Genomic DNA, 13,711 nt, shown 5'->3' on the forward strand with positions numbered 1-13,711 from the left:
AGTGAACGACACCGGATTACCGGCATCATCGAAAGACGCAGTCATGAGACCACGGTTGACCAAGCGAGAGTTCGCTTAGCGTCTTTGGAATACGCGACGTGGTGTCCGCGTGAACTTAGATGGCAGGCCACCCCGTTGCTTGGAATCGAATGACACGGACTCCGAGTCGCTATTGGCCGCCGAGTTTTTTGAAATGACCCACAACCCGAAAGTTGCTTGCGCTATTTAATCTACGGGTCAAGCTGCGCGGTTTTCCGTTTTTGCCAGTTACGATGGCAAGGGCGAAACCCCTCATCCACATTATCGCTGTGGCCGCGTTTGGAGTCGTTTACCTAGTGATGGAGCCCAGTATAGTTAGACAGAACTCCAATTCCACTTTGAAATCTGTTCTGGAAGCCGCGTAATTCCTGAGCTGGCCGCCCCCGTCACTACACCACATTGTGGTTGTAGTGACGGGGGCGGATGATGGTTGAGCCGGTAGCCAATGTACAAAGTAAGAGCATAAACCCTTGTTCGGGCATGATCCGAGCCAGTGGATACACTGTCACCGCAAAAGCATCCTTCGCCGAGCAATCCACTTTGCATTAATTACTCCAGGGGCTGCAGTCCATTTTTCTGGATCCTTTGGCCAATTTTTCTACACTGATTGCTATTTTGGTGTTGGGCTTGGAGCCCCGTTTCAATTGGCGTCGCTAAATACCTCACTTCGATTGAAATTCACACAGAAAGCGATTACGGTAGAGGATGCTTTGATTGCGCCGAAATCAATCGCTGGTGTACGCAGCAAAGCAGACAGGGGCAGGTAGGCCAGTAGTAACAAGCCGAATGTGGCAAGGACCTTCCGATAGTTGGTACGCCGCCAAACAGCCTGCCCTAAGTGAAATGTATTCACGGTAGAAACCGTGATTCTTTCCGCGAGTCCCCTGCTCCAGGAACTCTCGCGGAAATTACAGAAAGGAAAGGACTACACCATGACTACGTGAACTTGATGTAATCGCCACCCCCCGGTGCTACCAACACCGAGAGATGGCTAACCCCCCCGATATCCTATCTATCGACGAGGCTGCATGCATCATACGTCAGGGCCCCTATTGTCTTCAATAATGTTACTGTTGAAGATGAGTATTTCTAACCACTCCCGCCACAGGCGCCGGAGTGCGGCATGGCGTACCACGTTGATCGGCGTTTTCCTTTACTTCAGTCGTGCACCCCCGCCTTCCTGCTCAATTTTCACTCAGCCAATGCAAGGAGTTTTCTTACTAAGGAATATGTCTGCCGCTATGAGTCCTGGCCGAGAAAACTCGGACCATTGACATTCATGCGACAGTCAAATCAAGGAGCAATTACTGATGCCGATATTTCCATGCCGCTTATATCAACCGGTTCACCTGGGCGAATACTTCACCATTACTCCCATATCGATCGGTGAAGGAGTCGTAAACCTTCAGGTCGTCCCGACACGAGGTGATCGCCTGATGAGAGCTGAGCGTTTTTTGCAGATGCTGGACGAAGCCTGGGCCCAGGAGGAAATCCAGACCTTGCAATCATCTACCCATGGAGAGGCCCCCCGGAATCCAGATGACTCTTCAGAAAACGAGGCCAACAGCTAGCCGACAATGTACAACCTGCGGTGGGGTGCCTACCTCACCGCAATCCTTTCCCTACTGACTAAATTAGAAGACTACCCCCGAACCGAGTGATTAGTTTCCTCATCGCTATACGTAGACAGATCTCCTTTCGGGTCCGTCAATATAAAGGGTTCACTGTAAACACAGAAACTGCCTTTCCCACCGTTCTCGATAAAAATATCCGAACCTTAATCGGCAACATTTTCGCTTTCGATTTTCGAGTGTTTTCTTACACTTCTTCGAGCCGCTAATACGCGAGCGATTGTGAAAAAATCTGAGAGGAATTAACAATGAACCAACTAAACGATTTGGAAGCATCTTCAAGCAAGCGAAAGGAACTGGGACCAATTGACTACGATCAGCTGGCTGATCTGATCTTCCAGAAACTTCGAAAAACTCCGCTTGATAAAGACGTGATATGGAATGCTGATGACTGCGCCGAGTACCTCAGGGTGAAACGCAGGCAGTTCATCGATCGAATATCGAAGAAACCTGGCTTTCCTATGCCACTGAACTGCGGTTGCAAATGGTTAAAATCCGAAGTGATAGCCTGGGTCAAGAAACGATAGTTCTGGCGGGTTCCATCACCATCAATGAAACCCGCCACTCACTGCTTCAATCCAACAATTCTGCAATGTGATGCGCTTTCTTGTTGTAGTAGGTCATCAGCTGGCGAATGTCTTTGTGCCCTGTAACACGAGCCAGATCCATTACCTCCAACTTCTGGGCCAAACGAGTCGTCCCCTCATGGCGTGAGTCATGAAACGTCAGATCATCGAGGCCCGCCTGTTCCCTGGCTTTACGAAAGAGCGTACTGAGTGTACCCGAAGAAAGTCGGAACACCGGATCATCCGTTGGGAATGGCTCCAACCGCTTCAACAACCGAACAGCCTCTGTCGACAATGGAACGGTTCGCGGATGGCCGTTTTTGGTTTTCGGCAGGAATACGGTCCGCTTCTTGAAATCGATATCTGCCGCTCGAATAGCGCAGATTTCCCCTGCACGCATTGCCGTTTCAAACGCAAACAACAGCGCTACCGCGACACGTTGGCACTGCATGGTCACCGCCCAATCCTCGCTATAGCTAAGCGGAATCAGCAATGCCTCGATTTCCTCTGGTTCGAACAAGCGCTCACGATGCGGTGGGTTCGAGGGGCACTTCAGATCTCGAAACGGATTGTGCTCCATTAGATTCCAACGACGAGCTTGCGTCATCGTGTGGCGCAATAAATTCAGTTCGCGATTCACCGTTGAGGACTGAACCGTTTTGAGCCTGTCCTCAATATAGTCTTCGAAATCCTCTCGCTTGAGGTCGACCAATCGTTTTTCAGCGATCGGTAATTCCCGGAACTTGTCGATTCGACCCTGTTCCCAATCAGCCCCACCTTTAGTCGGCGAAATTTCTTTGGCATATCGATTGAGTAGCTGATTGAACGTAGCCCGCAGGTCCACATTATCGCCGAGTAATGACAAGTCCTGCTCGGTCTCTCTGGCCCAGGCGCTGGCCTGTGATTTAGTCTGAAAAGTCTTGCTTTTGCGGTGGCCATTCAAAGTGATTTGCACCTGCCACTTGTCGCCCCGCTTCCGTACAGTCGCCATAATTCAAAATCCCTCTAATGTCGCTTTTTTGTCGCGAATTTGTCGCGCCAGTCGCGGATATTATAGGGAATTTTGGGGTTGTCTGTGTTTTCTGAAACGACAAAATTACGCTGAAACCCGCGTGAAACGGGGAGTTGCGAGAAGCCGAGATTTAGCAGAAAAGGGTGATGGTACCGGAGGCCGGAATTGAACAGGCTGACTGCATCCAGTACAACCTGAAACCCAAACCAGGAATACAGAAGTTCTGGAATAAAGGTTCAACAAGCTATTTCATCAATAATGTGCAGATCGATCTTTGTCGATGAGTATGGGATAACTCAGGTTATTATCTCTCTGAGACTTTCGACTATCAGCCGCGCCTCGCCTAGAGACCTTAGTTTGGGTAAAAACGAAATCCGTCAGTCGTTGATCGCAGAGAAACATGCACCGTAGTGCCAGGCTGAAAGGGGTTTCTGATATTGCATTGGCGGTTTATACTGATTCGAATTCCATCCCTGGACTCCTACACAAAAAGGGACGGGTCATACGCTAGAAAGGAGAACGAGAATGAAAAAGGTGCTGGTGCTAGGGCTTTTGATGACAGCGGTTTCGTACACTTGGGCCGATAAGAACGCGGAGTTCCAACAGGCGTACCAGATTGCCTGTGAAAAAATGAAGTCTTGCGCGCTGCTGAAAATACAGCAACAGGATCTACCACCAGAGGCCAAAACTATGGTTACCCAGATGATGGATAAAACCTGCCTGCAGATGAAAGATCGTTTCAGCGCCGGACTGGTTAAGAACTCGCTGTTCGAGGCATCGGTTGCTTGCATGCGCTCGATTGGCAGCCTGTCTTGTTCCCAGATTGACAACGCCGGTGATGACATTACCCCAGAGTGTGCAAACCTGAAAAACTATCAGTGATGAGGGTCAGTATCGCTGCGATCAGTACCCGCTTCCACCACCGGCAGCATAAACTCGACCAGGTCGACCAACTGATTCTCAGTCACGCTATCACCCAGCACCTCGTGCAACGCCATAACGATAGGCAAGCGTAAATCCGTTCCGGACTCACCCCGGGACACCAACTCGCCGGCGGCACGGGCCAGTGCACCGTGCCAGCGACGGGTGGGCTGCCCATCTTTGAGCGAAAACAGGCCCGCCTGCTGCAGCAACTCTGCCGCAGGGTGTGACGGGTCCGGTTGCGGCGAATGCATCAGTGCGCCGCAGGGCGGGTAGAGTCGGTCTGGGTTTGCGCCATTGACTGATTCTTGACGTATTGGACGATCTCCATGGTTTCGCGACGGAATTCGTCGTAGTCGATCTGCTGGGCATTAATAAAGGTGCTGCCGGCCATAGTAGTGGCCGCCATGGCACTGGCTTCGGCGATTTCGGCGTCCGTGGCGCCGTAAACCCTGGCAATTTCCGTGTGGAACAGGGCACAGTAGCGACAGCGGGTGGCGCCGGCCAGAGCAATTCCGATGAGTTCTTTGTATTTACCGGGTATTTGAGTGTCAGCAAGCCAGAAATCGCGTGCATTGGCCCAGAATCCTTCCAAAGCGCCATCCGGCATTTGCGCCATCCAGCCTGGCACCTGTCCCAATTTCTGTTCGATTTCACGGCGGGTTTGTTCAATATTCATATCACACCTCCAGAGAGTTCACAGGACTGCTGGTCGCCCGTGTTGCCGAGTGGCCAACACCTCACGGGGCTGTATGTAGAGCCCGGGGCCTCAAGTATAGTCAGTCCCGGCCCACCCCACTTTGGCTGGATTAGACTGAATTCGCATGACCGCCGTAGTCCATAGATGGCTAAATTCCTTTGAGATTTTGTTGAATAGGCATGAGCTTTCATCAGCCAAGATGTTGCTGTGGCCCCAGCCGTGATCTAATGGTTAGTTGTATAGATCCAACAGAAATCCCTTTATCATTTGATCAATGCCAAAATGACACTGTTCCAGCGCATTAGGAGACGCTTCGCTCCGCCCAAGCAAGCCGTAATCATCGTCGGCGTGGAGTATGACAGTTACCAGATCCACAATGCCATCAAGCAACATAGCCAGCGCTACTTCACCGCGTTCTTTATTGACGATGAACCCTGGAATCATCGCAATGAAATTGATGGCGCCCAGCTTCGATATCCGGTGGAGTGGCGGGCACTGTGCAGAAACTACGAGGTGGTGGCGGTGATTTGTCCCTCTGCCGAAGCCAGGGAGGAACTGCTGGGCGTGGAGGATGGGGATCGCCGAATATTGACGACCCGGCTGTTGGTCATCCCCCCAGCGGAGATCCCACAACAAGCTGATATCGATCAATGGCTGACACGCCAGATAGAAGATGCAGACTCAATAAGGCCCGACCAACAGGAAAGTTGACGATTTGAGGTGTTTTACTGAGCCAAAAACTCCAGAGTTCTTTGCCAGGCCAATTCGGCTGACTCCGGATGATAGTTAGGTCGGTCGGCATTGGAGAATGCGTGGCCCGCCTCCGGGTAGACAAGAACCTGCTGATCGGGGTTGGCAGCCTGAATCTCCGCCACATGTTCAGGTTTGATGATGGGATCCTTGCCGCCAAAGTGAAATAAGACCGGGCTGCTGGCGTTTTTATCCAGTTGCTCAACAATGCGAGTGCCGTAGTACGCCACAGCGGAAGTAATATCCAGTTCGCAGGCACTCAGATAAGCGTAGGTGCCTCCCCAACAGTATCCCACTACAGAAACCCGGTCGCCCACTTTGGCCCGATCCGCAGCCGCCTGTATGTCCATAAGCACTTTTTCCGGATCACACTTTTCGGCCAGGGCCCGACCTTGCTCTGCGTCCTGGTAGGATACGACAGCATTCGGAGAAACCTGATCGAATAATGCCGGAACGACCGCGCGATAACCCTGCTCGGCAAAGTGCCCAGCCAGTGACTTCATATGATCCGTTACCCCGAATATTTCCTGCAGAATAACCACGCCGCCTTTGGGCTTTGTTTTTGGTTCCACCAGGTAGGCATTGATTGATCGACCGTCTGCAGTGCTAAGGGAGATTGAAATTCGGGGGAGCATATTGCCTCGCTATGTAATAACTTCTTACATGGAAACCATCATCTTAAACCGCGATGCCGGTGTGGCAATGCTTGTGGAGAAAAACTCATGAATACCCAAGTGAAGTTCATAGTGACCGGTCGCCCTCAGAGATTCTATGGTAATTTTCAATAGCTCCACGCTCACTGTAGCAGCGCGCTCTGAGCGCGACCGGTGCGAGGTGCCAAAACCAGTCGCCCTCGGAGCGAGGCTGCTACAGGGAATAGTGCCAATGTGGCTTAAGTAAGCGCTATTGGTTTATTTGACAATTAATCTTTGACAGGGGTGTTGCCCTCTCTGTGACGCTTCGCAAATTCCCCCGGTGACAGCCCGGTATGTTTTTTAAAGAATCGGGAAAAATATGCCGGATCGGTAAAACCCAGCTCATAACAAACCATCGTCGCGGGCATCATGGTATAAATCAGTAACCGCTTCGCTTCCTGTATAAGCGCATCTTGTATATAGCGCGAGGGGCTTACGTCTGCAATGGTACGACAGGCACGGTACAGGCGGCGTTCTCCTACCCCCAACCGACTGCAGTATTCGCTCACCGGAAGGTGTTGTGTCAGGCTTTCATTAACACGCAGCCGAAACTGTTCAAACAGATGCAGATACTCCTTCCCCTCCGGTACTTGTTCGGGTCGAAGTTGACGAAGTCGCCCCAGCTCCACAAAGAACAGGCAAATCCACGCTGTCACTGCAGCAACACGGCCAACGCGTTTGTTACGTGACTCCTCTTCAACACGTTGAAGATATTGAACGATGTCGGCGGATTCTTCCTTTAACTCCAGATAGTGCACTTGATCAAGCAGCTTGGTGGGCCAACGAGGGCTTAACGAAATCACCCGCTGCATCATAGCCGCGGAAACCGTAACGATCGAGCCGGCTGCCGAGGGTTCATAAGCAAAGCCGTGAACCTTGCCGGCCGGTACCAGCGTAACACTGGGTGAGCACAACAGGATATTCTCTGTCTCGAGTTGCGCCTCCACTTGTCCTGCACGAAGCCAAAATACCTGATGCAGATTGTCGTGCCGGTGAGGACTGATTTCCCAGTTCTGCTGTTCAATCCGGTTGAACATCGGCTCACAGTGTACAAAGTTCAACTCACTGCCGTCGCCCTCGTCCCCGTAGAGCTGATAGTGTGGAATGTGCTTCATGGCGGCCTCCTCAGTGTCTGAATAGTACAATTTATCGACGAGACCTGTCCATTCTGCACTAAGGCCTCTAGCTCTAAAATTTTCAATACAAGCTGACAGGAGCAAACGCCATGAGCACCATAAGAGAGCCCCGTGAATTTGATGATATCCCGGGCACATTCGTATTTGACGGGCAGCGCAATCACCAGGGCTATCATCTGAATATGTTCTGTAAGTCATTGGATATAAAAGAGAATAGGGAGGTGTTCCGCCAGAGTCCGGCTGCCTATTTGAATCGCTTCCCTATGACGGGGGAACAGCGCGAGGCGGTATTGCAACGCCGGTTCAACCGCCTGCTAGAGCTTGGCGGCAACATCTACTACACCTGGAAAATAGCCGCATTTGACAGGGTCTCCATGCAGGCAGCAGGAGCTGCCATGTCCGATGAGGGCATGACCGAGCAGGAGTTCCGGGACATGATGCTGGCCGGCGGACGTCCCATGAAAGGCAATCGCAGTAAATCAGACAAGAATCGATAACAGGAGAAACGATTATGGCGAAGATCATTGCAGGTGTGGGCACTTCCCATGTACCGGCCATTGGTGCTGCCGTGGACAATGGCAAGACCGGTAACGACTATTGGGCGCCGTTGTTTCAAAAGTTCGAGCCCGCGAGAGCCTGGATCGACGAAGTAAAACCGGATGTCTGTATCATCGTTTACAACGATCACGCCCATGCGTTTGATCTGAGTTCAATCTCTACTTTCTCTATCGGCACTTGTGAGTCGTTCAAGTCGTCTGACGAAGGTTACGGCCCTCGCCCTATCCCCGATGTTGTCGGTGATCCGCGTTTGGCCTGGCATTTATGCGAATCATTGATTATGGATGAGTTTGATATCACCATTGTTAACGATATGACGGTGGACCACGGGCTCACGGTGCCGCTCTCCATTATGTACGACCAACCGGAGGCCTGGCCCTGCAAAGTCATTCCACTGGCGGTGAATGTCGTGCAGTATCCACAGCCGAAGGGCACACGCTGCCTGGCACTGGGAAAAGCTTTGCGCAAGGCCGTCGAGGCCTATGATCAGGATTTAAAAGTGGCGATCTTCGGTACCGGCGGTTTAAGTCATCAGTTGCAGGGCCCCAGGGCCGGATTGATCAACGCCGAGTACGACGAGAAGTTCCTCAATGATCTTGCCACCGACCCCCAGGCGGTGGCCGAGATTACCCACACGGAGTGGCTGCGTGAAAGCGGCTCAGAAGGCATTGAGGCGGTTATGTGGCTGGTTATGCGCGGTGCGCTTGGCGACAAGGTGGACGAGGTTTACCGCTTCACCCACTGTGCCGCCTCCAACACCAACTATGGAATGACGATTCTCACGGATTAAAGTGTGGCCTGGTGTCGTAACTAGATCAGACCATGCATCTCGCATTGCACGTGCGAGAGCATGCCACCATCGCAGGGGATGTTGGTGCCGCGTATCCATCCACTGGAATCAGAGCAAAGGAATGCAATGACAGGGGCAATGTCCTTTGGCGTCGCGTTTCTGTCCATCAATCTCCGGTTCTTCTCTGCCTTTTCGCCCAGGGACTTGAGAAAATCGGCGTGTATGGGTGTCTCCACCGCCCCCGGGCTGACGCAGTTCATGCGGATTCCGCGGTCTCGCCAAGTCCAACAGTTTTGCATGGTCCAGGCGATAACGACTTCTTTGGAGAAAAAGTAGCTTCGCTGGTCGTCTACACCCAGTTGATCACAAATGGATTCTACGTTGTCAAAATCAGCGGCTTCCTGGAACTTCAATATTTGCTCGGTGGCGGCCGGCCAGCCCGCCCCAGCCAAGGAAGTTACATTGACAATGGATCCACCATTATTCATTTTATCCAGTACTGCCCCGGTAAGCGCTTGCAGTCCAAGTACATTCACTTTCATAACGGGCACCACACCCGCCGTGGGCGGCACACCGGCAATGTTGCACAGTGCGTCGATACCTTCGGGCAGTGCGGCAACCGCATCGCCAATACTTAACGGATCGGATAGATCCACCGCGACAAATTGATCAACGTTCTCGGATACCTCATTTCGGTCCATACCAATGACCTTGGCCCCCAGGCGTTTAAGCTGCCGGGCTGTCTCAGCACCAATTCCAGATGCCGCTCCTGTGACGATGATATTCTTACCCTCTAAACTCATGCGTTACCTCTTCACAATAACCAGTGCGCAGGGGCCGAAATCGAGTGCTGCTCCTGAAACTGTATAATTCCATCATAGCCCAGGTTTCGACCGATGCCTGAATCCCTGAATCCGCCGAAGGGTGCACGGCTGTCCTGTGCCGTGGGTCCGTGGGCATTAATATAGGTGTAGCCAGCTTCGATCTGGCGCGCGAGTTTCACCGCACGTTCACGGTCTTGCGTCCACACCGATGAACAAAGCCCGAAATTGGAATCGTTGGCGTAGGCTACGGCTTCTCCTTCGGTATCAAACGGCATAATGGGAAGCAGCGGCCCAAACTGCTCTTCACACACGACTCGCAACCTTTTATCCGGATTATAGACCAGCGTGGGCTTCTGAAAGTATCCGCCGGCATAAAGCGCTTGATCGGGAACCTGTCCACACTCTTTTACTTCCGCTCCCGCAGCCCGCGCCTCGGCAATCATATCGGTAACCACTTGCAGCTGTCTGCTGTTGTTTACCGGCCCCATATCAGTCGCACCAAGTAAGCCGTCCCCGACCACCATGCTCTCACACAAGGCGGTCAGTTGTTCGATCACCTCGTCGTAGCGGGAACGATGGACATAGAGACGTTTAAGCGCCATGCAGATTTGGCCGGATGACATAAACGTGCCCTTGTACATTCGCATAAAAGCCGCTTCGTCCAGTTCGGCATCTTCCAAAACCAGTGCGGCGTCGTTACCACCGAGCTCCAACGTCACCGGGGTCAGGTTCTTCGATGCCATACTCATAACATGTTTACCCACCCTCACCGAGCCGGTGAAGTTGATAAATCGAACCAACGGGTGCGTGGTCAGTGAGTCCCCGATTTTTTCTGATGACCCGGTAATTACGTTTACCACCCCTGGCGGCAACAGGCTGGCTATCTTTAGTAGAGTCAAAGTAGGAGCGAGTGTGGAATTTTCCGCAGGCTTGACCACAACCGTGTTTCCCGCCATCAGGGCCTGTGGCAGCTTTGCCCCTAGAATCGATAGCGGCCAGTTCCAGGGAACGATCAAGGCAGCCACACCACGAGGCTGTCGAGTTACGATAGTATCAAAAGGAGGACCGGGTATAATTTCATCAGCGGCCAATCGTTCCGCGTAGGAAGCCGACAGCCGGAATCGGTCCCCCAGCCTCTCCATTTCGAGCAAGGTTTCCTTAAGGATTTTTCCATGCTCACGACAAAAGAGTCGGGAACGATATTTGACGTCGTCCTCATCGGACACCAGATGGTCAGCAATTCTGTTTAAATAGTCAGCCCGTTCAGCGTAGCTAAGTGCCGCCCAATCCGGAAAGGCTTTGTGAGCCGCCGCAACTGCCAGATCGACGTCATCGATCGTTGCACTGGCCGCATGCCCTACCAATTCTTCGGGTCTTGCCGGATTATGGACGGCGTAAACTTCGTTGGTCGAAGCCAGTCGTATGTCACCATCAATATAGAGTTGAGTTTCAATCGGTTTGTCCCAATCAGACTCGGGTATATTGTTCATCGCAGTAATTCTCCGTAGCAGCCCGCATGTATAGTAATTATCAAGGCTAAATGCTCACCGTAGCAGCAGGCTCTGAGAGCCTGCCTCGCTTTATCGGGTACCGCGACCGGTCGCCCTCGGAGCGGGCTGCTACAGTGAGTTCAAGCTTTGAGTTATCGTTATGTAAGTGTCATCCGGTTCAATGCCCCAATCCTGGCTCAGTAGTTGTAGCTAAATTGCAGCATTACTTCGCGCGGTGCATTGGGCGCAATATATTGGGTAAATCCACCCGTTAATCCCCAAGCCATCACATACTCTTCGGTGAGGTTTTTGCCAACCAGTCCAATGGCGAATTTCTCGTCGGGCGAAGTCAATCGAACGCTGGCACCCCAGGTGGTGTAGGAGTCCTGATGTAAACGCTCGTCGTAGTTAATCTCGACATAATAGTCATCAGAATAATTGGCATCGACACGAGAACTCAAATCCCATTCACCGACAATATCCTCTGCATCGTATTGAACATAGACAGCAGCTTTGTACTCAGGAGCGTAAATAAGTGGCACTCCCTCGTAGTTACAGAGCCCGGCTTCCAGGTTGCCTCCTACCTCGGGACAAGACTCCGCCGCTCCGGGAAAATCGTCGTAGGTCGCATCCGTATAGGCGAAATTACCACCCAGGATCCAGTTTTCATTCAAAGCCCAGCGGGCATCAAATTCGACCCCTTGACTGGTGGCTTCTGCGGCATTCTTCACCTCAAACTGGGTTGTTTCACCCGGCAGCGTCCTCGCCACCTGAAGATCTTCGATAGCCATGTGGAATATCGCAAGGTTGGTTTCCAGATTACCGTCAAGCCAGATACCTTTCATACCAAATTCCAGGGTGGTATTGGTTTCGGCATCAAACTCGATATCGTCCTGAATACGGTCGCTATAACCACCGGTTTTATGGCCCTGTGCGTAGCTGGCGAAAAACATTAGCTCTTCATTCGGTTCGTAGCGCAAGGTGAAGGACGGCGTGAATTTCTTTTCCGAACGGGACTCATCGTATCTGTGATCCACTTCGGTTAACGGGTCCTCCTGAAACTCCACGTGAGCAATTTCAAAGACAAAATCCTTGTCCTCTTGTGACCAGCGACCACCTGCAATAGCAGACCACTGGTCATTAATGTGGTAGCGTAACTGACCGAAAAGCGCCAGGGTTTTGGTATCCTGAATCCAGTCTTCCCGTTCACTGAACAAGGGTCCTCCGCCAACAAACTCCGGGATATTAAAGTCAGAAGGTTGCAACCGCTCCAGCGAGCTGTCTTCGAAGTAGAAACCAGCGATATAGTCGTATTTTTCAAACTCTTCAGAGGTCAGCCGGACTTCCTGGCTGAAGCCCTCGAACTCCTCATCGCGAGTCGCCCGCAGGGACCCACCAACGACTCCCATATCAACGGCGACGAATTGATGGTTATATTCGTACTGTTGAAACGCCGAGACGGATGTAATCGTGCCCAAGCCTTCGATTTCATGATCAACGTTTAATGTAACATTTTGAGAGTACTGATCCCTGCTGGGACAGAAGGTCTCACCATTTTGCTCATAGGCACAGTTGATGTGCGAGGTCCAATCCTTTTTGTAGGTGAGCTGTGGAGCGAACTGCTGCCAGAAACTTTCCGGAATCGATTGACCTGCAAAAGGACCGCCAGGAAAGTTACCGCCGACGATTTGAGCGGGTGTTTGCCCTTCTTCCTCATATTCCATGTATTCAAGTTTTAGCCCGACGGTAGTATTTCTCCCCGCGTCCCATTCAAACTTTAAACGCGCACCAGAGTCGTCCCGAGTTCCGCCATCAGGTCCAGGCAGAAGGTTCTCTATGTAGCCGTCTTTTTCTTTCCACTGATAGGCAAAGCGCGCACGCAGGTTATCCGTCAAGGCACCGGAAATAAAGCCTTCAATGTGTTTTGAACCACCTGTGGTGCTGAAATTGCTGGCACTCAGATCCAAGCCTACCGACAGCTCGTCCGTTGGCTCCGCCGTATGAACAATCATGGCTCCGCCCAGAGTATTTTTGCCAAACAGCGTTCCCTGCGGGCCGCGCAGGACTTCAACGCTGGCGATATCCATAAAACCGTGCAGGTTGATTGCAGCACGCCCTATATATACGTCATCAATAAAACGACCCACCGACTGTTCGATGGAATGAGTGGTTCCCGAACCAATACCCCGCACATAAAGGTTCGGCAGGATACTTGCGTCAGACACCTCGAAATTTGGAATCTGGGCGGAAATCTGGGCCATATCGGTTATGCCCATGGCTTTCATGGTTTCAGAGTCTATCGCCGCTACGGAAACGGGAACATCCTGTATACTCTCCGCACGCTTGGTAGCGGTCACTACTACCTCTTCAAGCTCATAGGCTTGCAGCGGCATTGCCAACGGCATCAGACAAGCGGAAAAAAGTGCGGTACGTTGAAATGAAGAAAACAGCTTTTTAGAACTTGTGGTTATTGTCATGTTGCTCTGCCTCTCAGGCTATTTGATTATAGTGTAGGAGTAGTTCATGGTAAGTCACCTTACTCGGATCGGTTATCACCAAAGCGAGACATGATCCAAAAAGCGCAACCGAATTTACCTGC

The 13,711-nt window shown here is 51.8% G+C and carries 14 protein-coding genes; 6 read left to right on the top strand and 8 right to left on the bottom strand.

Features of this window, described 5'->3' with window-relative positions; translation table 11 throughout:
* The first annotated feature begins 1,349 nt into the window (after positions 1 to 1,349).
* Positions 1,350 to 1,610 (top strand): hypothetical protein, encoded by a 261-nt coding sequence (locus HBA55_RS02755; protein WP_166986713.1) that lies wholly within the window; start codon positions 1,350 to 1,352, stop codon positions 1,608 to 1,610.
* Positions 1,611 to 1,918: 308 nt separating this feature from the next.
* Positions 1,919 to 2,197: a helix-turn-helix transcriptional regulator gene (locus HBA55_RS02760; RefSeq protein WP_166986715.1), complete on the top strand. Its 279-nt coding sequence runs from the start codon at positions 1,919 to 1,921 to the stop codon at positions 2,195 to 2,197.
* 46 nt (positions 2,198 to 2,243) lie between these two features.
* Here HBA55_RS02760 and HBA55_RS02765 read toward each other — a convergent pair whose 3' ends face one another.
* Positions 2,244 to 3,227, bottom strand: a complete 984-nt coding sequence (locus HBA55_RS02765) for a tyrosine-type recombinase/integrase (RefSeq protein WP_166986718.1) — start codon at positions 3,225 to 3,227, stop codon at positions 2,244 to 2,246.
* Positions 3,228 to 3,773: 546 nt separating this feature from the next.
* Between HBA55_RS02765 and HBA55_RS02770 the strand changes: the two genes are divergently transcribed.
* The gene (locus HBA55_RS02770; protein ID WP_166986720.1) at positions 3,774 to 4,130 is read left to right on the top strand and encodes a hypothetical protein; all 357 of its coding nucleotides are present in this window, start codon (positions 3,774 to 3,776) and stop codon (positions 4,128 to 4,130) included.
* On the opposite strand, the gene HBA55_RS02775 is transcribed toward HBA55_RS02770, so the two are convergent.
* Together HBA55_RS02775 and HBA55_RS02780 are read right to left on the bottom strand one after the other, a co-directional pair.
* Positions 4,124 to 4,423, bottom strand: a complete 300-nt coding sequence (locus HBA55_RS02775; RefSeq protein ID WP_166986723.1) for a hypothetical protein — start codon at positions 4,421 to 4,423, stop codon at positions 4,124 to 4,126. The genes HBA55_RS02770 and HBA55_RS02775 overlap by 7 nt on opposite strands.
* Positions 4,423 to 4,848: a carboxymuconolactone decarboxylase family protein gene (locus tag HBA55_RS02780; protein ID WP_166986725.1), complete on the bottom strand. Its 426-nt coding sequence runs from the start codon at positions 4,846 to 4,848 to the stop codon at positions 4,423 to 4,425. The genes HBA55_RS02775 and HBA55_RS02780 overlap by 1 nt, the downstream gene beginning before the upstream one ends.
* A gap of 288 nt (positions 4,849 to 5,136) precedes the next feature.
* Between HBA55_RS02780 and HBA55_RS02785 the strand changes: the two genes are divergently transcribed.
* Positions 5,137 to 5,580 (top strand): hypothetical protein, encoded by a 444-nt coding sequence (locus tag HBA55_RS02785; RefSeq protein WP_166986728.1) that lies wholly within the window; start codon positions 5,137 to 5,139, stop codon positions 5,578 to 5,580.
* 14 nt (positions 5,581 to 5,594) lie between these two features.
* Here HBA55_RS02785 and HBA55_RS02790 read toward each other — a convergent pair whose 3' ends face one another.
* Positions 5,595 to 6,254 (bottom strand): dienelactone hydrolase family protein, encoded by a 660-nt coding sequence (locus tag HBA55_RS02790; RefSeq protein ID WP_166986731.1) that lies wholly within the window; start codon positions 6,252 to 6,254, stop codon positions 5,595 to 5,597.
* Between the two features lie 287 nt (positions 6,255 to 6,541).
* Positions 6,542 to 7,429 carry a helix-turn-helix domain-containing protein gene (locus HBA55_RS02795; protein ID WP_166986733.1) on the bottom strand — a complete coding sequence of 296 codons (888 nt, stop codon included), beginning with the start codon at positions 7,427 to 7,429 and terminating at the stop codon, positions 6,542 to 6,544.
* Between the two features lie 110 nt (positions 7,430 to 7,539).
* Between HBA55_RS02795 and ligA the strand changes: the two genes are divergently transcribed.
* Both ligA and HBA55_RS02805 read left to right on the top strand, forming a co-directional pair.
* On the top strand, positions 7,540 to 7,947 hold the full coding sequence (gene ligA, locus HBA55_RS02800) for a protocatechuate 4,5-dioxygenase subunit alpha (protein ID WP_206019490.1): 408 nt from the start codon (positions 7,540 to 7,542) through the stop codon (positions 7,945 to 7,947).
* A 14-nt stretch (positions 7,948 to 7,961) separates the two neighbouring features.
* Entirely contained in the window at positions 7,962 to 8,798 is an 837-nt protein-coding gene (locus HBA55_RS02805) for a class III extradiol dioxygenase subunit beta (RefSeq protein ID WP_166986735.1), read from the top strand.
* 20 nt (positions 8,799 to 8,818) lie between these two features.
* Here the strand turns inward: HBA55_RS02805 and HBA55_RS02810 are convergent, their stop codons facing one another.
* The 3 genes from HBA55_RS02810 to HBA55_RS02820 form a co-directional block, all read right to left on the bottom strand.
* Positions 8,819 to 9,601, bottom strand: coding sequence for a coniferyl-alcohol dehydrogenase (locus tag HBA55_RS02810; RefSeq protein WP_166986738.1), 783 nt, complete (start codon positions 9,599 to 9,601; stop codon positions 8,819 to 8,821).
* Positions 9,602 to 9,612: 11 nt separating this feature from the next.
* Positions 9,613 to 11,112, bottom strand: coding sequence for an aldehyde dehydrogenase family protein (locus HBA55_RS02815; protein ID WP_166986741.1), 1,500 nt, complete (start codon positions 11,110 to 11,112; stop codon positions 9,613 to 9,615).
* Between the two features lie 197 nt (positions 11,113 to 11,309).
* Positions 11,310 to 13,589 (bottom strand): TonB-dependent receptor, encoded by a 2,280-nt coding sequence (locus HBA55_RS02820; RefSeq protein WP_166986743.1) that lies wholly within the window; start codon positions 13,587 to 13,589, stop codon positions 11,310 to 11,312.
* Positions 13,590 to 13,711 lie beyond the last annotated feature (122 nt).

The organism is Pseudomaricurvus alkylphenolicus (genome assembly GCF_011683955.1).
In the GTDB taxonomy this organism is placed as follows: Bacteria; Pseudomonadota; Gammaproteobacteria; order Pseudomonadales; family Cellvibrionaceae; genus Pseudomaricurvus; species Pseudomaricurvus alkylphenolicus.